Source organism: Ulvibacterium marinum, assembly GCF_003626755.1.
GTDB lineage: Bacteria > Bacteroidota > Bacteroidia > Flavobacteriales > Flavobacteriaceae > Ulvibacterium > Ulvibacterium marinum.
The window spans coordinates 175,188-195,753 of sequence record NZ_RBCJ01000006.1; the positions used below are offsets into that span (position 1 = coordinate 175,188).

The window sequence follows — 20,566 nt, forward strand, 5'->3', positions numbered from 1 at the left end:
TAGGAATTGATTAAAACGGATCGGCAAAATGAAATAAACCATCAACCGACCATTAATGATTTAAGCTGTGCCTTTCTTTTTTCTTTTTCGAATAAAATCAAAAACGAACCAGGCCGCTAAGGCTATCAAAAACCATTTGAAATAGGATTTTGGCTCCCCTTCTCCATGTACCGTAGTGAAGACCCTGTCCCAGCGTATTTCCCAGTTACCAAGGCCATCGGTAAAATTCTCGATACTCATCCATATAAAAATCGGCGTCCCCACAATGTGGTCCTCAGGTACATAGCCCCAGGCCCTACTATCCTCTGAATGGTCCCTATTGTCCCCCATCATCCAATAATAGTCCTGTTTAAAGGTATAGGTATCGGCCACTTCACCATTAATTTTTATCTGATTCCCGGAGACTTCTATGGTATTTTGTTCGTAGTCCCGAATAATTTTTTTGTAAAGGGGTAAACTCTTTAAATTCAAAGGTACAGTACTGCCCTTTTCTGGAATGTAAATAGCCCCCATATTATCATAATTCCATGGATATTCCGGATTTTGGGGAAATAAATTTATTCCCTGTCTTCCTTTAGGTTCAATGACTTTTACAACGGAATCAATTGCAGAATTGTCTCTTAACTTGGTAGCCATTTCATCCGTCAAGGTTACAATCCGTTGTCTATCCGCAATTTCCTTTAAGGCCAACCGCTGTTGTCTTATGAGATTGGGATCAATGCCTTTATTATCCGTTAAAATTTGAATAGGCTGGGATTCATAGACCCTATGTCCCGCCAATTGTAAGGCCCTTTTCTGAACTTGGGTCAAAGTCTGGGAGACATACAACCTATTAAATTCGTTCACTCCCAATTCCATGAGCAATCTGGAGGAAACGCCTTTTTGGCCATAGGCCATATAATCGTATTGGGGTTTGGCCCGATCGGAAAGTTGAAGTTGCTTCCCATTAATATAAACAAAGCCATCTATTACGGCCAAGGAATCACCAGGAATTCCAACACATCGTTTTACGTAATTTGATTTTTTATCAATGGGCTTTTTAACTCCTTTTTCCTTTTTAAAGAAAACCCTGACCGTATCCGCGGGCCAGCTGAACACTACAATATCATTGCGTTTTACTTTTGTAAAGCCGGGCAATCTAAAATAAGGAAGTTGGGGCTTGTTCAAATAGGAACGGGTGCCAATCAATGGAAGTGTATCGTGAACCATAGGGGCTGCAACCGTTGTCATAGGTGTTCTAGCACCGTAATGGTATTTACTAACGAACAAAAAATCCCCAACACGCAAGGTTCTTTCCAAAGACCCCGTTGGAATCACATAAGGTTGAATAAAATAGGTATGTACCACTGTAGCGGCTACGATGGCAAAAACAATGGAACTTACCCATTCGCCCAGTCCGGTTTTGGGATGAAGACTACGGTCATCCACATATTGAACATCCAAGGCATAATTAACGTAGTAAATATAAAACCCAAGAGTAAGGATGACCAGCCAGGTCTCCAAGAGATTATTTCTTCCAAAACTTCGTATGGTCTCGACCCAGATGACAGGAAACATCAACAAATTGATTATGGGAATGAACAATAAAATGACCCACCACTTAGGCCGGTTAATGATTTGCATCAAGATTATGGCATTATATATGGGAATGGCCGCTTCCCAAGCTTTTCTACCTGCCTTCACGTACAGTTTCCAAGTGCCCAGGAAATGTATTATCTGTATAAGAAGAATAAAAATAATCCATTGTGATCCGTTCATAGAAAATTGTGTTAGTTACTATTGGTCAGCTTGAAAATTAATTTTTAAATAAAGGTTTTTGTAAAAGTATACATGAGGATACGTACTTTATACTTCGAAAAGTTACACATCTTAACCTAGATTTAACACATCTTTCATGGAAAATATGCCTTTCTTTCCCAAAATCCATTCCGCTGCAATTACGGCTCCAAGGGCAAAACCTTCCCTATTGTGTGCGGTATGCTGTATTTCAATGCTATCCACTTCGCTATGGTATGAAACGGTGTGCGTGCCGGGTACGGCATCGATTCTTTTTGAGGTTATAGGTATGGTTTTTTCTCCATTGCCATTTAGCTTCCAATCTAGATAATCTGTATTTTCTATGATCCCTTGTGCCAAGGTTATGGCCGTACCACTGGGAGCATCCAATTTTTGGGTGTGATGGGTTTCCTCCAATGTTATTTTGTATTCATTCACATTTCGCATCATTTTGCCCAGATAGGCATTTAGTTCAAAAAAAATGTTTACACCTAAACTGAAATTGGATGCATAAATAAAGGCTCCATTTTTTTTATGACATAAATCCACCACTTTATCATAATCCTTTAACCAACCCGTGGTACCCGAAATAATAGGAATCCCATGTTCCAAACAACTGCTTATATTGCCAAGGGCAGCGTCTGGCGTGCTAAAGTCTATAGCCACATCCATATCGGAAAAGTCGATATTGGTAGTTCCTATATCCACTTTGGTACTAATGACATGTCCTCTTCCAAGAGCAGTGCGTTCTATCATCTTGCCCATTTTTCCATATCCGAACAATGCAATTTTCATGCGCTAAAACTTAATGGTTAATGCCAACCCATAATTGGGATCGGTGGTAATTGGATTTAAATCGATATAAGGTTGTATGTCCAAATTAAAACTTAAATCATCATCAATATTGTATTGCTTTAAATGCGCATCTACATTGGCATCCACAACATTAAGGGCATATAAAAGAATAGTTATCAAAAGGGCCAGATCCCTGTCCCGTTGAAATCTTTCCTGAGCATCCTCAAGGGCATCATCGGAAAAATCCGGATTTCCTGGGTCTATCCCGCTTCCATCCAAATCATAAAACTCATCATCGGTGAAACCGGCCCTTCTCCTTTTAAAAGCGTCCCTGAAACGATTGTAACGACCATCGTTGAAGGTATAGGCATAAATACCGGTTCCGATAGCGGCATATACAATAGGGACCTTCCAATACCTTTTATTGTAAATTTGACCAAGTCCCGGTAATACTGCGGAGTAAAACGCGGCTTTACTGGGAGCCAGTGGATTTATACGTTTTTTTTTGGTAACCAGGGTGTCTACAACCATAACCCCTTCCTCTTCTAAATTCATTTTCAAGGAATCTACTTCTTGATTCTGGGGTTTCTTTTCTTGTGCGGAACCTATTGTTGCGGCAAGAGCAAAACAAATGGCTATTATGAGGGTTCTATTCAACAAGAATCAATTTTTTAAGCCGATCAAGTTCTTCTTTGGTATGAAAAGGAATGATAATTTTTCCCTTGCCGGATTTTGAGGCATTGATGACAACTTTTGTAGATAGGTGACTGGTGAGCTCCTCGGTGAGATTTTTTGCGAAGTCCGGTTTTTCGCTAGGCCTTTTAACCAGGTCGTTACCAACGCTATTGGCTTTATGATAAGCTTTCACAGCCTTTTCCGTGTCCCTGACCGATAGGTTTTTGGAAACTATTTTTTCATACAAGGAAATCTGATCTTCCTTTATATCAATATTCACCAATGCCCTACCATGGCCCATACTCACAAACCCATCACGAATTCCAGTTTGGATTATGGGATCCAGTCGTAAAAGGCGTAAATAATTGGTAATGGTGGAACGTTTTTTTCCTACCCTATCACTTAACCTTTCTTGGGTCAATTCAATCTCATCGATCAATCTTTGATAGGACAGGGCAATCTCAATGGGGTCTAGGTCTTGGCGTTGTATATTCTCGACCAATGCCATTTCCAGGGACTCTTGGTCGTTTGCGATACGGATGTACGCTGGAATGGTGGCCAGACCTATCATTTTAGACGCCCTTAATCGTCGCTCCCCGGAAACCAATTGATAGGAATTGAATCCTGATTTGCGGACGGTAATGGGTTGTATAACTCCTAATTCCTTTATAGATGTGGCCAACTCGTTTAATGAATCATCATTAAAATTAGATCGTGGCTGAAAAGGATTTACAGCAATGGCATCCACATCCAATTCCACGATATTACCAACAACCTTATCCGCATTTTTGTCAGATGCCGATTGTATGTCATTTTCGGGATCTTTCAGCAGAGCGGACAACCCCCTTCCAAGAGCTTGTTTTTTTGTTGCTTTCGCCATTATACAGTCTCCATATTTTTCTTCACCAGTTCATTGGCCATGTTAAGATAGTTGGCCGCACCTTTGCTACTGGCATCGTATTTAATAATACTCTCACCATAGCTAGGCGCCTCACTGAGCCTAACGTTGCGCTGTATTATCGTATCAAAGACCATGTCTGCAAAATGTTTTCTTACTTCCTCTACTACTTGATTGGATAGGCGCAATCTAGAATCGTACATGGTAAGCAGCATCCCTTCGATATCCAAATCAGGATTATGTATTCTTTGTACGCTTTTAATGGTATTCAGCAATTTCCCAAGACCTTCCAATGCAAAATATTCGCATTGAATTGGAATGATTACGGAATCGGCTGCCGTTAAAGCATTTAGGGTCAATAAGCCCAAGGAAGGGGCACAATCGATTAGAATATAGTCATAGGTGTTTTTTAGCTCGGCAATTGCTTTTTTGAGCATGTATTCCCGGTCTTCCTTATCGACCAATTCAATTTCAATGGCTACCAAATCGATATGGGCAGGGATTAAATCCACATTGGGCGAAGAAGTCTCCAAAATGGTTTCGGTAGCATTTTTTGTATGTTCCAAAAGTTGATAGGTACCCAAATCCACTGATTCTACCTCAATTCCCAATCCGGATGTGGCATTGGCTTGCGGATCCGCATCAATAAGCAAGACCTTTTTCTCCAGAACCCCCAATGAAGCCGCTAAATTAACCGTTGTAGTGGTTTTCCCAACTCCGCCTTTCTGATTGGCAATAGCAATAATCTTCCCCATTATATCATCATAAGTTAGGGGTTAAAAATACGATTATTTCATCGACCAGAAAATGTATTTTGTTAACACAAGGTGAATAACTAGAGCGCTTTGCGTTAAAGTTGGTTAAATAGGGTCAATCCTGTTAATTTATGTGTCCAACCTTATTCGACTTTGACATTTAGTCCAGCAATATCTCCAGAATCTGAATGGCCGCATCACTAATTTTGGTACCTGGACCAAAAACGGCTACTGCTCCGGCATCGAATAAAAATTCGTAATCCTGATGTGGAATTACCCCACCTACAATTACCATAATATCTTCCCTGCCATGACTTTTGAGCTCTTCCAAAACCTGTGGCACCAAGGTTTTATGACCGGCCGCCAAGGAGGAAACCCCTAAAACATGTACGTCATTCTCAACAGCCTGTTTGGCCGCTTCTGCTGGAGTTTGGAAAAGGGGGCCAATGTCCACGTCAAATCCTAAATCGGCATAACCGGTAGCGACCACCTTTGCTCCCCGATCATGGCCGTCCTGTCCCATCTTGGCAATCATAATACGTGGTCTCCTACCATCCTTTTCTGCAAATGTATCGGCCATTTCCCTGGCCTTTTTGAAACTCTCGTCGTCTTTTATCTCCTTTGAATACACACCGGTAAATGTTTGAATTTTTGCTTTATATCGCCCGAATGCCGTTTCCAAAGCATCACTGATCTCCCCTAATGTAGTTCTGGCCCTCGCCGCTTCTACTGCCAAGGCCAACAAATTATCTTCGTTGGAGGTTCCCTGGGAATCGGATTTTCTTTTGGCCGCTTCCGTCAATTTTTGAAGTACCTTTTTTACTGTCTGGGCATCCCTATCTTTTTTAAGTGATTCCAAACGTTCTATTTGCTGTCGTCGTACCTCGGCATTATCGACTTCCAAAATCTGTAAGGGATCTTCTTCTTCGAGCTGATATTTATTGGTACCTACGATAATATCCTGCCCTCCATCAATACGTGCTTGTTTTCTGGCCGCTGCTTGTTCTATGCGCATTTTTGGAATACCCGCCTCAATGGCTTTGGTCATTCCGCCCAATTCTTCTATTTCCTCGATCAACTTCCATGCCTTATGTGCCAAATCATGGGTAAGGCTTTCTACATAATAACTTCCGCCCCAAGGGTCCACAGTCTTTGTGATTTTGGTTTCTTCCTGCAAAAAGATTTGAGTGTTCCTTGCGATGCGCGCGGAAAAATCCGTAGGGAGGGCAATTGCCTCGTCCAAGGCATTGGTATGTAGGCTTTGGGTACCTCCAAATGCTGCTGCTGCTGCCTCAATGGCCGTACGGGCCACATTGTTAAAGGGATCTTGCTCCGTAAGGCTCCATCCACTGGTCTGACAGTGCGTACGAAGTGCCAGGGATTTTGCGCTCTGAGGATTGAATTGTTTTACCAGCTTGGCCCACAGCATGCGGCCGGCCCTCATTTTGGCTATTTCCATAAAATGGTTCATGCCTATGGCCCAAAAGAACGAAAGCCTTGGGGCAAATTGATCAATGCCCAGACCCGCTTTTAGTCCGGTCCTAATATATTCTAAGCCATCAGCCAAAGTATAGGCCAATTCAATATCCGCAGTAGCTCCAGCTTCCTGCATATGATATCCGGAAATACTTATGCTATTGAATCGGGGCATATATTTACTGGTGTACTCAAAAATATCGGCGATGATCTGCATAGAAGGAGTAGGGGGGTAAATATAGGTGTTCCGTACCATGAACTCCTTTAGGATATCATTTTGTATGGTACCCGCCAATTGTTCCGGTGCTGCGCCTTGTTCTTCAGCAGCAACAATATAAAAGGCCATGATGGGAAGTACCGCCCCGTTCATGGTCATTGAAACGGACATTTTGTCCAAGGGAATAGCATCAAAAAGAATTTTCATGTCCTCCACCGAATCTATGGCCACTCCAGCTTTACCTACGTCGCCAACAACACGTTCATGGTCACTATCATAACCTCTGTGGGTGGGAAGGTCAAAGGCAACGGATAATCCTTTTTGGCCCGCAGCCAAATTCCTTCTGTAAAAGGCATTGCTCTCCTCCGCAGTGGAAAATCCGGCATACTGCCGTATGGTCCAGGGTCTTCTCACATACATGGTAGAATATGGCCCCCTTAGGTTAGGGGCAATGCCCGCTACAAAATCTAGGTGTTGTAAGCTTTCAATTTCCTTTTTATTATATATTGGTTTTAAAGGAATATGTTCCGCTGTATCAAAAACATCACTATTTTGGGTTTTCTTTTCCGACATTGGATTTTGCTTCAACTCCAAATGCCCCACTTCTTTTCTATTCATCACCTAATCTTTTTTGTTCAAGGGATTCCGCCAAACGTTTTTCCAAAATAGGCTCTATCAAGGTTTTACGTTTGTCCTTCTTTAAAAAGGGGTAGAGTTCCAAGGCCTCTTTCATATGGTCTTGATCGTTCTTATACTTGTTAGTACCCAACAGCACCTCCTTTCCTTCGTCAAAGAGCAATTGTTCTTTTTCCGCACTTTCCTTTACCTTTTTTTGAATTACATGTTCTTTTAGTTGTTTTAGAAATCCTCCCCCGGCTTCGATGGATTTAAAGAGCTCCAGTGCCTTTTCTGCCAATTGATGGGTCAAGCTTTCAATATAGTAGGCACCATCAGCGGGGTTGGCTACTTTCTCAAAATAGCTTTCACCCTTCAGAATCAACAATTGATTCCTGGCTATCCGTTCTCCAAATTCATTGTCTTTATGGAAAATGGAGTCATAGGAAAGGTTACATACCGAATCGGAACCTCCTAAAATGGCCGACATACTTTCCGTTGTGGTACGGAGCATATTTACATTGTAGTCGTATAGCGTTTTGTTTCTTTTGGTGGGAATGGCCAGAATGTGGCAATCGGTTTCTACTCCATATTCTTGGGCCAAAGTTTCCCAAAGCAATCTAAGCGCCCGTAATTTTGCTATTTCAAAGAAATAATTGGTGCCTACAGTAACCTTGAAAGCAATGGTGGCTACCTCTTTATCCAATTCCTTGAAAAAATTAAGGTATTCATTGGCCTGTGCAAGGGCATAGGCCAATTGTTGTACTTTATTGGCCCCGGCATTTTGATATAAGGAAACGTCGGTTCCTAGAATACAAATGGAGGGATTTCCTTGGGCGTAATCATGGATTTCCTTTACTATCTGGTAATCCTTGTCCATAGAATGATACCAATTTCCGGTTCTTGCCAGATTTCCCACAATATCCAGGTTAAGAAAAACCTCTGTCTTTTTATCACCGATATAGTCCACAAGGGACTTTAAATATTCGGATGATAGAAAATTAAACTCAAAATGAATAGGAACTGATTCTAAATCAATATTGGTCAGTAGATCGTTAATGGAAATAGTCTCCGAGGGTATGACTATCAAAAGACTTTCCGCACCCCTTTTCAGGGCTTCTATTGCTTTCTTGTTCGCACGTTTTGAATCTTGGGCATAAAGACTTTGGGTCACATACCATTTTTTGGGAGATTTCGAGATGTTGGAGAGGACCCCTTCAACATCCTCGGAATGGTAAAACGGTTTTACATCAATACCCTCGGGGGATTTCCAAATCAAAGCTTCGTTGTAATCCGCACCTTTAAGATCCACTTGGATTTTTTGTTTCCAAGCCTTGGCTGACACGGGGTCAAACTCATCGAACAAATTTACGTTACTCATCTTTATTGGTTTTAAGGCTATCTTCATACTCTATGAGATAGATTTCTTCATTTTTCTTTTTGAGATAGTATTGCTCACGTGCAAATTTTTCCAACTCTTTAGGGTCGGACAGTTTCTCTATAACCTTTTTGTCCTTCGCAATCTCCTCCCTCAAAAACTCCTGTTGCTTTTCCAATTTTTTAATTTGTTTTTTCAGCTCCATATGGATCAAGAGTGAATTGGTATCAAAAAACAACATCCATATCACGAATACCGTAAGCACCAAGACGTAAATGTTGGTTAGCACTCCGAACCATTTTTTCTTCTTAAGTTCTTTTAGACCCATGATACTAAGCTAGTTTTTGGTTAATGATGGTGCGAACAATATCCACGGCCACCGTATTATAGGTGTTATTGGGTATAATGATATCTGCATATTCCTTTGTGGGTTCTATGAACTGGTCGTGCATCGGTTTTATGGTAGTCTGATAATTGTTCAAGGTCTCGTTGAGGTCCCATCCCCTTTCGTTAACGTCCCGCTTTAGTCTACGAATCAATCTTTCATCGGAATCGGCATGTACAAAAATCTTTATATCGAACATCTCTCGGATCAATGCATTTGTCAATATTAGAATACCCTCAACAATGAGTACCTCGCTGGGGTTTACCGTGACCGTATCCGTTGTTCTGTTGCACTCCAGGAAGGAATAGACCGGTTGTTCAATGGAATGTCCTGAACTCAACAATTTTAGATGTTCCTCCAATAGTGCGAAATCTATGGACTGTGGGTGGTCAAAATTGGTTTTCTTCCTCTCTTCGATATCCAAATGTGAAAGGTCTCGATAATAGGAGTCCTGAGAAATAATACCCACTTCTCCTGGAGGAAGTTCATCAACTATTTGATTTACCACCGTAGTCTTACCACATCCGGTACCCCCTGCAATTCCAATAATCAACATACGCTTTGGTTTTAATCCAAAAATACGGATTTGGCGCTAAAGCAACTATTTCCCGTGGTCTTTTACGGGTACAAGATTAGTACCTTCTTTTGTATAAAAACATGATAAATTTCATATTCCCAAGTGTTTTTTCAGGATACTTTTGTTCCAGAATGTGAAGTGCCGATTGGGCGTTATGGGAGGCCGCTGGGTATTATTGATAGTTGGGAAAGAAAAAAAAAGAATTGGTTAACTTAAGAATTTTTGATTTGAAACATAAATTAACGGAAAATTAAACTTTAAATGACCATGCCTATGGACAATGTATTTAAGGTAACGGTAAACGAGAATCTTACGTTTGACCTAGCCGATGGGGATATCCAAAAAGTAGATGCCCTTCGTACCTCTGGGACCCAGTATCATATTCTTCAGGGGAACAGACCTTTTTCAGTCGAAATTGTAGACTCCGACTTCAATCAAAAAACATATGAAATAAAAGTGAATAACAATTCATATGCTGTTAACATAGCTGATGCATTAGATCTTTTGATCAATGATATGGGGTTTTCCTTATCGTCGGCCAAGGATATTGGTTCTATTGAGGCACCTATGCCCGGTTTAATCTTGGAAATAAGTGTAAAGGAAGGTCAGGAAGTAAATGAGGACGACCAGCTTTTAATTTTGGAAGCCATGAAAATGGAGAATGTGATTACCTCTCCTAGGAACGGTGTAATCAAATCCATTGGGGTTAAACAAGGAGATGCGGTAGAGAAGAAACATTTACTTATTGAATTTGAATAATATGAAAAAAATATTAGTAGCAAATAGAGGAGAGATTGCGATCAGAGTCATGAAAACAGCCCAGAAAATGGGTATTAAGACTGTGGCCGTTTATTCCGTTGTGGACCGAAACGCACCTCACGTCCGGTTTGCCGATGAGGCTGTTTGTATTGGGGAAGCACCTTCCAATCAATCCTATCTTAGAGGTGACAAGATCATTGAGGTGGCAAAAAGTTTGGGTGTAGACGGTATTCATCCCGGGTATGGATTTTTGAGTGAAAATGCTGATTTTGCGGAGGCGGTAGAGAAGAACGATCTTGTTTTCATTGGCCCCAAATCCAAGGCTATTCGGGTTATGGGAAGTAAGTTGGCTGCCAAAGAGGCGGTAAAGCAGTATAATATTCCCATGGTCCCAGGTATAGACGAAGCTATAACAGATGTCCAAAAGGCCAAGGAAATTGCCAAGGAAATCGGTTTTCCCATTTTAATAAAGGCATCAGCCGGGGGAGGCGGAAAAGGTATGCGTATTGTTGAGAAGGAAAAAGACTTAGAATCGCAGATGAATAGGGCCATTAGTGAAGCGACTTCGGCTTTTGGGGACGGTTCCGTATTTATTGAGAAGTATGTAACCTCGCCCAGACACGTGGAAATTCAGGTGATGGCGGACAGTCATGGCAATATCCTACATTTCTTTGAAAGGGAGTGTAGTATACAGCGTCGGCATCAGAAAGTGGTAGAGGAAGCTCCTTCATCCATCTTGACCCCGGAATTAAGGGCAGAAATGGGGGATGCTGCCGTTAAGGTAGCCAAGGCATGTGATTACCTTGGTGCAGGAACCGTGGAATTCCTTATGGACGCCGACCACAACTTCTACTTTCTGGAAATGAATACACGCTTACAGGTAGAGCATCCCGTAAGTGAAATTATTGCAGGTGTGGATTTGGTAGAATTGCAGATCGATATTGCCCGGGGCGAAGCACTTCAGATAAAACAGGAAGACCTTGAGATACATGGGCATGCCCTGGAACTTAGGGTATATGCTGAAGACCCGTTAAACGACTTCCTGCCTAGCGTAGGTACTCTGGAAACCTATAAATTACCAACAGGAGAAGGAGTTCGCGTGGATAATGGTTTTGAGGAGGGAATGGATGTTCCCATTTATTATGACCCCATGCTTTCCAAATTGATAACCTATGGTAAAAATCGAGAGGAGGCCATTCAGCTTATGATCAAGGCCATTGAGGACTATCATATTGAAGGGGTGCAGACCACGCTGCCTTTCGGGAAATATGTTTGTGAACATGAGGCCTTCCGTTCAGGAAACTTCGATACACACTTTGTAAAGAATTACTATTCGCCAGAGGCATTGAAGGAAAGTACCGAGGAAGAGGCCAAGATTGCAGCGATCATGGCATTGAAACAATATAAGGAAGATCAAAAACTACTAAGAACACCAATAAACTAGAATATGGATCCAAAATTGGAAAAGTTGAAAGAAAGAGTGGCCCTCGCACATTTGGGTGGTGGCCAAAAACGGATAGATAAACAACACCAAAAGAAAAAGCTGACAGCAAGGGAGCGGATAAACTATCTATTGGACGAAGGGTCGTTTGAGGAGACAGGAGTTTTGGTAACGCACCGTACCACAGATTTCGGAATGGACAAGGAGATTTATTTTGGCGATGGGGTAGTTACTGGATACGGAACCATTAATGGACGATTGGTGTACGTTTATGCTCAGGATTTTACTGTTTTCGGCGGGGCTTTGTCCGAAACCCACGCAGAAAAAATATGTAAGGTGATGGACCTTGCCATGAAAGTAGGAGCTCCCGTTATAGGACTTAATGATTCCGGCGGGGCCCGGATTCAGGAAGGTGTAAAATCCCTAGGCGGATATGCGGATATTTTCTTTAGGAATGTCCAAGCCTCGGGCGTGGTACCCCAGATTTCCGCAATTATGGGTCCCTGTGCTGGAGGTGCTGTGTATTCTCCGGCCATGACGGACTTTACGATTATGGTAGAACAGACAAGTTATATGTTCGTTACCGGGCCCAATGTGGTAAAAACGGTGACCAACGAAGAGGTGACCGCGGAGGAACTGGGAGGGGCTACCACCCATGCCATGAAATCCGGAGTGGCCCATAAAACCTCAACTAACGATGTAGCCTGTTTGGAAGACGTAAAGAAGTTGTTGAGCTATCTACCCCAAAGCAATAAGGAAATCCCGGAAAAGTTACCGTTCGATTTGAGGGATGAAGTTCGTGATGTGCTCACGGACATTATTCCGGACAATCCCAACAAACCTTATGACATGCACGATGTGATCAATGGTATCATCGATGAGGATTCGTTCTATGAAATCCATAAGGATTATGCGGAGAACATCATCGTAGGTTTTGCCAGATTGGGTGGTCGTAGTATCGGAATCATTGCGAATCAGCCGATGTTCCTTGCTGGTGTTCTAGGTGTTAAGAGTTCTCGAAAGGCAGCACGTTTTGTTCGCTTCTGTGACTCTTTTAATATTCCGATGTTGGTGTTGGAAGATGTTCCAGGGTTTTTACCAGGAACCGATCAGGAGTGGAACGGTATCATTGTTCATGGAGCAAAATTGCTCTATGCCTTCAGTGAGGCCACTGTACCAAGGGTTACCGTTATTACGCGAAAGGCATATGGTGGAGCCTATGATGTGATGAATTCCAAGCATATAGGAGCCGATTTCAACTATGCCTGGCCTACCGCCGAAATTGCGGTTATGGGTGCCAAGGGTGCCAGTGAGATTATTTTTAGAAGGGAAATCATGGCCTCGGATGATCCGGCCAAAAAATTGGCGGAGAAGGAAACGGAATATGCGGATAAGTTCGCCAACCCTTATAGGGCAGCCAGACGGGGCTTTATCGATGAGGTTATCCTTCCCAAAAATACCCGACGAAAATTGATAAAGACCTTTGCAATGTTAGAAAAGAAGATTGTGGAATCACCTAAGAAGAAACATGGGAATATTCCCTTGTAATCATGGTTTATTTCGAGATTTGAGGCCCCGGAGGTAATAAACCTTCGGGGCCTTTTTTTCAATTTAACAGAAAATTCAAATGCTTTTTAAGTTACAATAAAAGGCATATACCTACTTTTGCCCAATGCAAAATAAACCTGAAAAACCCGACTTTGAGTTTTTGGTCTTAATGGCTTCTTTAATGTCCATTGTGGCCCTGGCCATCGATGCGTTACTACCGGCCATTTCGGAAATTGGTGAGTCTATTAAGAGCTTTAATGCAACGGACAACCAGTTGCTCATCACCATGATATTTTTAGGGCTTGGGGTCGGTCAATTGTTTTTTGGCCCATTGTCGGATTGTTATGGTCGTAAGCCTGTAGTTTATATGGGTTTTACCCTTTTCGCCGTTGCAAGTGTAGTCTGCGTTATGGCCCCTTCGTTGGAAATTATGGTTTTGGGTCGAATCTTGCAAGGCGTTGGACTTTCAGCCCCTAGAACAATCGCCATATCCATTATTCGCGATACCTATAAAGGGGATTATATGGCTAGGGTAATGTCCTTTGTTACGGCCTTTTTTATTTTAGTGCCCATAGTGGCACCTGCCATTGGAAAGTGGATACTGGATGCATTTGGGTGGGAAGCTATATTCTATATACAACTGTTTTTTGCCCTGGTTGTGGCCATATGGTTTTGGAAACGTCAACCGGAAACCTTAAAGCCCGAATATAAAATCCCTTTCTCCAATCATGTTTTTGTTGACGGGTTGAAGGAATTTTTAAAATTTCCTGAAACTATCGCCTTTACATTTACATCAGGCTTAGTTACCGGTGCATTTTTGGTATACCTAAGTGCGTCCCAACAAATATTTGAGTCACAATATGGCCTAAAGGATGCCTTTCCCTATATCTTTGCCGGCCTGGCTATTTCCATCGGTCTTGCTACATTTCTCAATGGGGCTCTGGTGATTCGATTCGGCATGCGAAAATTAGCACTTATGGCACTCATGGCATTTTGTGCCATTGCCCTGCTTTATGTTTTCATTTTTTGGAACAAACCCAATCCGGGAGTTTTCGTTCTGGTCGCTTTTTTATCCTTTCAATTTTTCTGTTTAGGATTTCTATGGGGGAATTTCCGTTCCATTGCCATGGAACCTGTAGGACATATTGCTGGAATAGCCGCCGCAATCAATGGTTTCGTTTCAACGCTTCTGGCCATACCTATCGCTACCTATATAGGTGGTTTTGTTGTGGATTCCGTTTGGCCGCTATTCGCAGGTTTGGGAATTTGCGGATTGGTCTCACTTGGGATTATGCTTTGGGTACGAAAACCCCGAGGGATAGTTGCGCGGGGATTGAGCCGATGACCTATACTTAGTTGTCCGTCTGAACGCCAATCTGAATAACTTTGTCAGGCAGGTAGTCGAAAACATTTGATGAATGTCAGTCTGAGCGCAGTCGAAGACACTTCATCTTGTGTTCCTAAATTTTCCTAAGTCGTTTATGGCTTTTTAATCAAAGTACATTCTCCATAATCTCGTCCACAACCTCAGGATTCAAAAGTGTACTGGTATCTCCCAAATTGGAAGTTTCCTTGCTGGCTATCTTGCGCAGTATTCGTCGCATAATCTTACCACTTCGCGTTTTGGGAAGGCCGGATACAAATTGAATCTTGTCCAGTTTTGCAATAGGACCAATCTGTTCCGTAATCTGTTGATTGATTTCCTTACGCACATTGTCCCTGTCCCTACTTTCTCCGGTTTCTTTGAGCATTACATATCCATAGAGGGCGTTTCCTTTTACATCATGGGGGAAGCCCACAATTGCGGATTCTGCCACTGCTGGATGTTCGTTAATGGAATCTTCTATTGGGGCCGTTCCCAAGTTATGACCCGAAACAATGATAACATCATCTACCCGACCGGTTATGCGGTAATAACCCACAGCATCCCTATGGGCCCCATCGCCGGTAAAGTACTTATTTTCATAAGCTGAAAAATAGGTGTCCCGGTAACGGTCATGATCTCCCCAAATGGTGCGTGCCATGGAAGGCCATGGAAATTTAATACACAATCTCCCATCTACCTGATTGCCTTGGATTTCTTTGCCTTCCTCGTCCATTAAGGCGGGTTGTATCCCTATGAAAGGTAACGTTGCGTAGGTCGGTGTAGTTGGTGTAACATAGGGAATGGGAGAAATCATGATTCCTCCAGTTTCCGTCTGCCACCAAGTATCCACGATAGGACTATGTTTTTTGCCCACATTGTTGTTATACCAGTGCCAGGCTTCCTCGTTAATGGGTTCACCCACGGAACCCAATACTTTTAGACTACTTAAGTCGTATTTTTCCACGAAGTCCAAATTCTCCTTGGCCAAGGCTCTTATGGCCGTTGGAGCGGTATAAAACTGGTTCACTTTGTGTTTTTCCACAATTTCCCAAAAGCGGCCAAAATCCGGGTAGGAGGGAACCCCCTCGAACATAACCGTGGTAGCACCATTGGCCAAGGGCCCATAAAGAATATAAGAGTGACCGGTAATCCAACCAATATCTGCCGTGCACCAAAACACATCGTCCTCTTTGTATTGAAAGATATTTTTGAAGGTATACGCAGTATAGACCATATAACCACCACAAGTATGTACCATTCCTTTGGGTTTTCCGGTGGAGCCTGAAGTATAAAGGATAAATAAAGGGTCTTCCGCATCCATAATTTCCGCTACCAAATCGCCATATGCCTCATTCAAAAGGGGTTGTATCCAATAATCCCGATTTTTTTTCATATGGATTTCACTTCCAATCCGCTTCACCACCAAAACCGTTTCTACACTTGGGCAATCCTCCAAAGCCTTATCTACAATACCCTTTAGGTCTATCGTCTTGGCACCGCGGTAAGAACCATCCGAAGTTATGACCATTTTACAATCCGAGTCGTTGATTCGGGTGGAAAGGGCGTTGGCCGAGAATCCGGCAAATACTACGGAATGAATTGCACCAATGCGCGCGCAGGCCAGGAGCGCGATGGCCAATTCCGGTATCATGGGAAGATAGATGCACACCCGATCTCCTTTTTGGATACCTTTTTCTTTGAGTACATAGGCCATTTTGCTGACCCTTTTATGCAACTGACGGTACGTAATATGCTCTGGTTTTTCGGTAGGGTCATTGGGCTCAAAAAGAATGGCCGTCTTGTCACCTCGGGTGGGTAAATGTCTATCGATACAGTTTTCCGTAATGTTCAATTTGGCGCCGTCAAACCATTTAACCTCGGGCTTCTTAAAATCCCAATGCAATACATTGTCCCATTTTTTTCGCCACACAAAATGTTCTTCCGCGATCTCTTCCCAAAACCCTTCCGGGTTGCGTGTGGATTTTCGATATACCTGATAATATTCCTCTAAATGTTTAATGTGATAATTGCTCATGCGTACTTTAGATTTCTTTTAAAAATAACAAAATTTAGTGACTGGACGCTTCTCCGGCACCGCTGGGTATCCTAATATCCTCGACAATTTCTTGGACCTCTTGTGGGGGTTCAGGTGTAAACTTATTGATAACTATAGAGACGATAAAGTTGACCACCATGGCCACACTTCCAAAACCTTCCGGAGAAATGCCGAACCACCAATCTCTTTCAAGACCAGGTACTGCAGCTTTTCCTCCGTCAAAAATCCCAAACTTGAATTTGAGCATATAGAACAACATTAAAGAAATACCGACTACCATACCGGCGATTGCTCCTTCTTTGTTCATCTTTTTATAAAATATGCCCAAAACAATGGCAGGGAAGAAAGAGGCGGCTGCCAGGCCAAAGGCCAAGGCCACTACTGCGGCAACAAATCCGGGTGGATTAATGCCAAAATAACCGGCGATTACCACCGCAACGGTAGCAGCGCCGCGAGCGGCCCAAAGTTCTCCTTTATCGGATATGTTGGGGACAAAAACCTTTTTGATCAGATCATGGGAAACTGAGGATGAAATTACCAAAAGCAATCCTGCTGCCGTGGAAAGTGCCGCTGCCAGACCTCCGGCAGCAACAAGAGCGATTACCCAAGCTGGGAGATTTGCTATTTCCGGATTGGCCAAGACCATGATATCATTGTCAATGACCAATTCGTTGGCCTTCTTGTCAGCGACATATTGAATCTTTCCATCCTGATTTTTATCGTTGAAAGTCAATAATCCCGTTTCTTCCCAATTCTTGAACCAAACCGGCATGTTCGTGTACTCTTCCTCATTCACCGTATTGATAAGGTTTGTTTTGGCGAATACTGAAACGGCAGGAGCGGTAGTATATAGAATCGCAATAAGGAGTAATGCCAGTCCTGCGGATTTTCGTGCATCCTTTACGCGTTTTACAGTGAAGAAGCGTACGATAACATGGGGAAGCCCTGCAGTGCCTACCATCAAAGCCAATGTAATCATAAACACGTCCATAATTGATTTCTTACCTTCGGTATATTCGGCAAACCCCAATTCGGTTGAAAGTCCGTTCAATTTTTCCAAGAGATATAATCCAGACCCATCATTCAATTTAGAGCCCATCCCTAATTGGGGAACCGGGTTCCCGGTCATTTGAATGGAAATAAAAATGGCGGGTACCATAAAGGCAAAAATTAGTACGCAATATTGCGCAACTTGGGTATAGGTAATGCCCTTCATTCCACCTAAAACGGCATAAAAGAGTACTATTACCATCCCTATGACCACTCCCGTATTAATATCCACTTCCAAGAACCGGGAAAAGACAACACCTACACCCCGCATTTGTCCCGCCACATAGGTAAAGGAGACGATCAGGGCGCAAATAACCGCCACGATACGTGCGGTCTTTGAATAGTAACGATCTCCAATAAAGTCGGGAACGGTGAATTTTCCAAATTTCCGCAGATACGGGGCTAGCAGCAGCGCAAGAAGTACGTAACCGCCTGTCCATCCCATAAGGTAAACCGAGCCGTCATACCCTGCAAAGGCGATAATCCCGGCCATGGAAATGAAAGATGCTGCGGACATCCAATCAGCTGCGGTGGCCATTCCGTTCGCAAGAGGGGATACACCGCCTCCGGCGACATAAAAGTCCTTGGTAGATCCCGCCCGAGACCAAATGGCAATACCAATATACAGGGCAAATGTGATTCCCACTAAAACATACGTCCATACTTGAACACTCATAATTTTTAAAGTTTAGGTTGGTTAGGATCAGGTATCGTACCCGTATTTTTTATCCAATTTATTCATCAATCGTACATAGACGAAAATGAGGATGACAAAGATGTAAATGGATCCTTGCTGTGCGAACCAAAAACCGAGTTTGAATCCTCCGATTTGGATGTTATCGAGCACATCTTTAAATAAAATTCCTGCGCCGTAGGAAACCAGAAACCAAATGGACAGTAGAATAAACAAATATTTTACATTTTCTTTCCAATAAGCTGAAGCCTTGTGCTGTTTTTTGTTCATAGTCAATTTGATTTAATATGGTGCATCAATATAAGGATTTGCGACTAAATTTATGGGTCTATTTAATTTGTATATTTCATATACTAACAAGGTAGGTAAACTACACCGCTTGAAGAGTCCTGCATGGCCCCGGTAACCGAACCCAATACATTCGTTTCGTTTCTTAACCGCAACACACCCATCAACGAAAATACGAGGGCTTCCTTGAACTCAACCAGTTTTTTTGAAGGTATTACTACTTCAATATCATTGCCTAACTGAACTTGCAATTCTTCAATAAAAAAAGTATTCAAGGCACCGCCTCCGGTTACAAAAAGAGTATTGTCTTTTTTGGTTTTATTCATATGAATCTGATTTGCAATTTGGTGGCAGTTATGATGAATGGCCGTATGCAAAAGATTTTCAATACTATCTTCAGTTGCATCTACAATAGGGACAATTTTTTCGATAAACCATTCATAACCCGTAGATTTAGGATATGGAAGCCCATAGTACTCCAACGCATTAAGCTCTTGGAGCATCTGAGGGTTTAATGCGCCTTTACCTGCTATTTCCCCCCCCGGATCATAATTCAATCCGATTTTCTGTGTAATATGGTTTAAAATCATGTTTGCCTGGCCGATATCATAAGCTATGCGCTTTCCATTTTTTTCAAAGGAAACATTACTGATACCTCCCAAGTTCAGACAAAAGTCATATTGCCCAAAAAAAAGCCGGTCACCAATTGGAACAAGGGGAGCTCCCTGACCGCCAATGGACACATCATTGGTCCTAAAATCACAAATGACCTGATGACCACAGGCATTGGCCAAATGTTGCCCGGAGCCTATTTGAAAGGTAAGTCCCATTTCAGGTTTATGATGGGTAGTATGCCCATGACTGGCAATTGCATCAACATCCAGATTAAACTCATTGATAAAAGATTGAGCTTGTTCTCCCAACCAAGTGCCATACTCATTGTGCAATACCAAGAGTTCCTCAGCTGAAAGATGAATGGAATCCTTTAGTTTGGATTTCATTTCCGTGGTATAGGAAACACTTTGGGTTTCCCTGATTTCAAATTTCCAATAGCCCCCTTGTTCATAGATATGGCAAAAGGCCAAGTCAAGTCCGTCCAATGAGGTTCCGGACATGAGACCTATGACCCTGTACATCGTATTTTTCATTTCTGCAGTGTTAAAATCATGGATATTGGTTTTTTGTTTTGATCGGTTACCTCGGTCAGTCCAATAACTTTCATTCCGCACCTATTAATGACCAACATCCAATCTTCCAAGGTACGGGCGTACCAGGAGTGTCCATTTGTAAAATTACCTGGAAGCCCTTTCCACGCATTATCTATCCACTGGCTTTTATATTCCAACCCTTGTTGAAGCAAATAAAAAGGGTGCAGAGTTTGTATGACCATCTTTCCGTTTTTCTCCAATATTTTCCTTGATTGACTTAAAAGAAGGGCCAATCCGTCTTTCCCATACAGACAAAAATTAAAAACAAGGACATCAAAAGGCATTTCCGGAACTGGTTTTTTGGCTATGATTTCTTCATAACTCATACAATAATACGTACCTGGGCCCTTCTTGCGGGCATTCTCCAATAATGCCGGTATGGCGTCTATTCCAATTGCGGTTTTCCCCATTCCTGAAATTTCCCTGGTCAACCATCCTTCACCACAACCGACGTCCAAAAATTTCGAGGCATTAATGTCACGCAGAGTTTGGACAATAGCTGCGTTGGTGAACTGGCGCGACTGAATTTTTGATTCGTCAATAACTCTTATCCATTCTTCCGCATTTTCATTCCAGGATGTAATCACTTCTTTGTTTTCTCCCATATAC

Annotated in this window: 18 protein-coding genes; 4 read left to right on the top strand and 14 right to left on the bottom strand. The window is 42.4% G+C overall.

From position 1 onward, the window contains the following. Positions 1 to 60 precede the first annotated feature (60 nt). The 9 genes from lepB to udk all read right to left on the bottom strand — a co-directional run bounded on the left by lepB (position 61) and on the right by udk (position 9,526). Positions 61 to 1,758, bottom strand: coding sequence for a signal peptidase I (gene lepB, locus D7Z94_RS24105; protein ID WP_120714214.1), 1,698 nt, complete (start codon positions 1,756 to 1,758; stop codon positions 61 to 63). A 111-nt stretch (positions 1,759 to 1,869) separates the two neighbouring features. Next, positions 1,870 to 2,571, bottom strand: a complete 702-nt coding sequence (gene dapB / locus D7Z94_RS24110; RefSeq protein WP_120714215.1) for a 4-hydroxy-tetrahydrodipicolinate reductase — start codon at positions 2,569 to 2,571, stop codon at positions 1,870 to 1,872. Positions 2,572 to 2,574: 3 nt separating this feature from the next. After that, positions 2,575 to 3,228 carry a DUF5683 domain-containing protein gene (locus D7Z94_RS24115; RefSeq protein ID WP_120714382.1) on the bottom strand — a complete coding sequence of 218 codons (654 nt, stop codon included), beginning with the start codon at positions 3,226 to 3,228 and terminating at the stop codon, positions 2,575 to 2,577. Further along, a complete protein-coding gene (locus D7Z94_RS24120) occupies positions 3,221 to 4,126 on the bottom strand; it encodes a ParB/RepB/Spo0J family partition protein (protein ID WP_120714216.1) in 906 nt (301 codons plus the stop codon). The genes D7Z94_RS24115 and D7Z94_RS24120 overlap by 8 nt, the downstream gene beginning before the upstream one ends. Then, the gene (locus tag D7Z94_RS24125; protein ID WP_120714217.1) at positions 4,126 to 4,899 is read right to left on the bottom strand and encodes a ParA family protein; all 774 of its coding nucleotides are present in this window, start codon (positions 4,897 to 4,899) and stop codon (positions 4,126 to 4,128) included. Before D7Z94_RS24125 ends, D7Z94_RS24120 begins: the two co-directional genes overlap by 1 nt. Before the next feature lie 160 nt (positions 4,900 to 5,059). Then, the gene (gene scpA, locus D7Z94_RS24130) at positions 5,060 to 7,210 is read right to left on the bottom strand and encodes a methylmalonyl-CoA mutase (RefSeq protein WP_120714218.1); all 2,151 of its coding nucleotides are present in this window, start codon (positions 7,208 to 7,210) and stop codon (positions 5,060 to 5,062) included. Then, the gene (locus tag D7Z94_RS24135; protein ID WP_120714219.1) at positions 7,203 to 8,588 is read right to left on the bottom strand and encodes a methylmalonyl-CoA mutase subunit beta; all 1,386 of its coding nucleotides are present in this window, start codon (positions 8,586 to 8,588) and stop codon (positions 7,203 to 7,205) included. The genes scpA and D7Z94_RS24135 overlap by 8 nt, the downstream gene beginning before the upstream one ends. Further along, positions 8,581 to 8,913, bottom strand: coding sequence for an FtsB family cell division protein (locus D7Z94_RS24140; RefSeq protein WP_120714220.1), 333 nt, complete (start codon positions 8,911 to 8,913; stop codon positions 8,581 to 8,583). The genes D7Z94_RS24135 and D7Z94_RS24140 overlap by 8 nt, the downstream gene beginning before the upstream one ends. A 4-nt stretch (positions 8,914 to 8,917) precedes the next feature. Further along, complete coding sequence (udk, locus tag D7Z94_RS24145) at positions 8,918 to 9,526, bottom strand: uridine kinase (RefSeq protein WP_120714221.1); 609 nt, start codon at positions 9,524 to 9,526, stop codon at positions 8,918 to 8,920. A gap of 294 nt (positions 9,527 to 9,820) precedes the next feature. On the opposite strand from udk, the gene D7Z94_RS24150 reads away from it, so the two are divergent. From D7Z94_RS24150 to D7Z94_RS24165, 4 genes are all read left to right on the top strand, one after another. Beyond that, positions 9,821 to 10,306, top strand: a complete 486-nt coding sequence (locus D7Z94_RS24150; protein ID WP_120714383.1) for an acetyl-CoA carboxylase biotin carboxyl carrier protein subunit — start codon at positions 9,821 to 9,823, stop codon at positions 10,304 to 10,306. A gap of 1 nt (position 10,307) precedes the next feature. Beyond that, positions 10,308 to 11,750 carry an acetyl-CoA carboxylase biotin carboxylase subunit gene (gene accC, locus D7Z94_RS24155; RefSeq protein WP_120714222.1) on the top strand — a complete coding sequence of 481 codons (1,443 nt, stop codon included), beginning with the start codon at positions 10,308 to 10,310 and terminating at the stop codon, positions 11,748 to 11,750. Positions 11,751 to 11,753: 3 nt separating this feature from the next. Next, a complete protein-coding gene (locus D7Z94_RS24160) occupies positions 11,754 to 13,295 on the top strand; it encodes an acyl-CoA carboxylase subunit beta (RefSeq protein ID WP_120714223.1) in 1,542 nt (513 codons plus the stop codon). Positions 13,296 to 13,419: 124 nt separating this feature from the next. Beyond that, positions 13,420 to 14,640: a multidrug effflux MFS transporter gene (locus tag D7Z94_RS24165; protein ID WP_120714224.1), complete on the top strand. Its 1,221-nt coding sequence runs from the start codon at positions 13,420 to 13,422 to the stop codon at positions 14,638 to 14,640. A 148-nt stretch (positions 14,641 to 14,788) separates the two neighbouring features. Here D7Z94_RS24165 and acs read toward each other — a convergent pair whose 3' ends face one another. From acs to D7Z94_RS24190, 5 genes are all read right to left on the bottom strand, one after another. Continuing rightward, entirely contained in the window at positions 14,789 to 16,696 is a 1,908-nt protein-coding gene (gene acs / locus D7Z94_RS24170) for an acetate--CoA ligase (protein ID WP_120714225.1), read from the bottom strand. A gap of 34 nt (positions 16,697 to 16,730) precedes the next feature. After that, positions 16,731 to 18,443, bottom strand: a complete 1,713-nt coding sequence (locus tag D7Z94_RS24175; RefSeq protein ID WP_120714226.1) for a sodium:solute symporter family protein — start codon at positions 18,441 to 18,443, stop codon at positions 16,731 to 16,733. 27 nt (positions 18,444 to 18,470) lie between these two features. Beyond that, positions 18,471 to 18,731, bottom strand: a complete 261-nt coding sequence (locus D7Z94_RS24180; RefSeq protein ID WP_120714227.1) for a DUF4212 domain-containing protein — start codon at positions 18,729 to 18,731, stop codon at positions 18,471 to 18,473. 83 nt (positions 18,732 to 18,814) lie between these two features. Further along, positions 18,815 to 19,897 carry an anhydro-N-acetylmuramic acid kinase gene (locus D7Z94_RS24185; RefSeq protein WP_120714228.1) on the bottom strand — a complete coding sequence of 361 codons (1,083 nt, stop codon included), beginning with the start codon at positions 19,895 to 19,897 and terminating at the stop codon, positions 18,815 to 18,817. Then, on the bottom strand, positions 19,894 to 20,562 hold the full coding sequence (locus tag D7Z94_RS24190; RefSeq protein WP_120714229.1) for a class I SAM-dependent methyltransferase: 669 nt from the start codon (positions 20,560 to 20,562) through the stop codon (positions 19,894 to 19,896). Before D7Z94_RS24190 ends, D7Z94_RS24185 begins: the two co-directional genes overlap by 4 nt. Positions 20,563 to 20,566 lie beyond the last annotated feature (4 nt).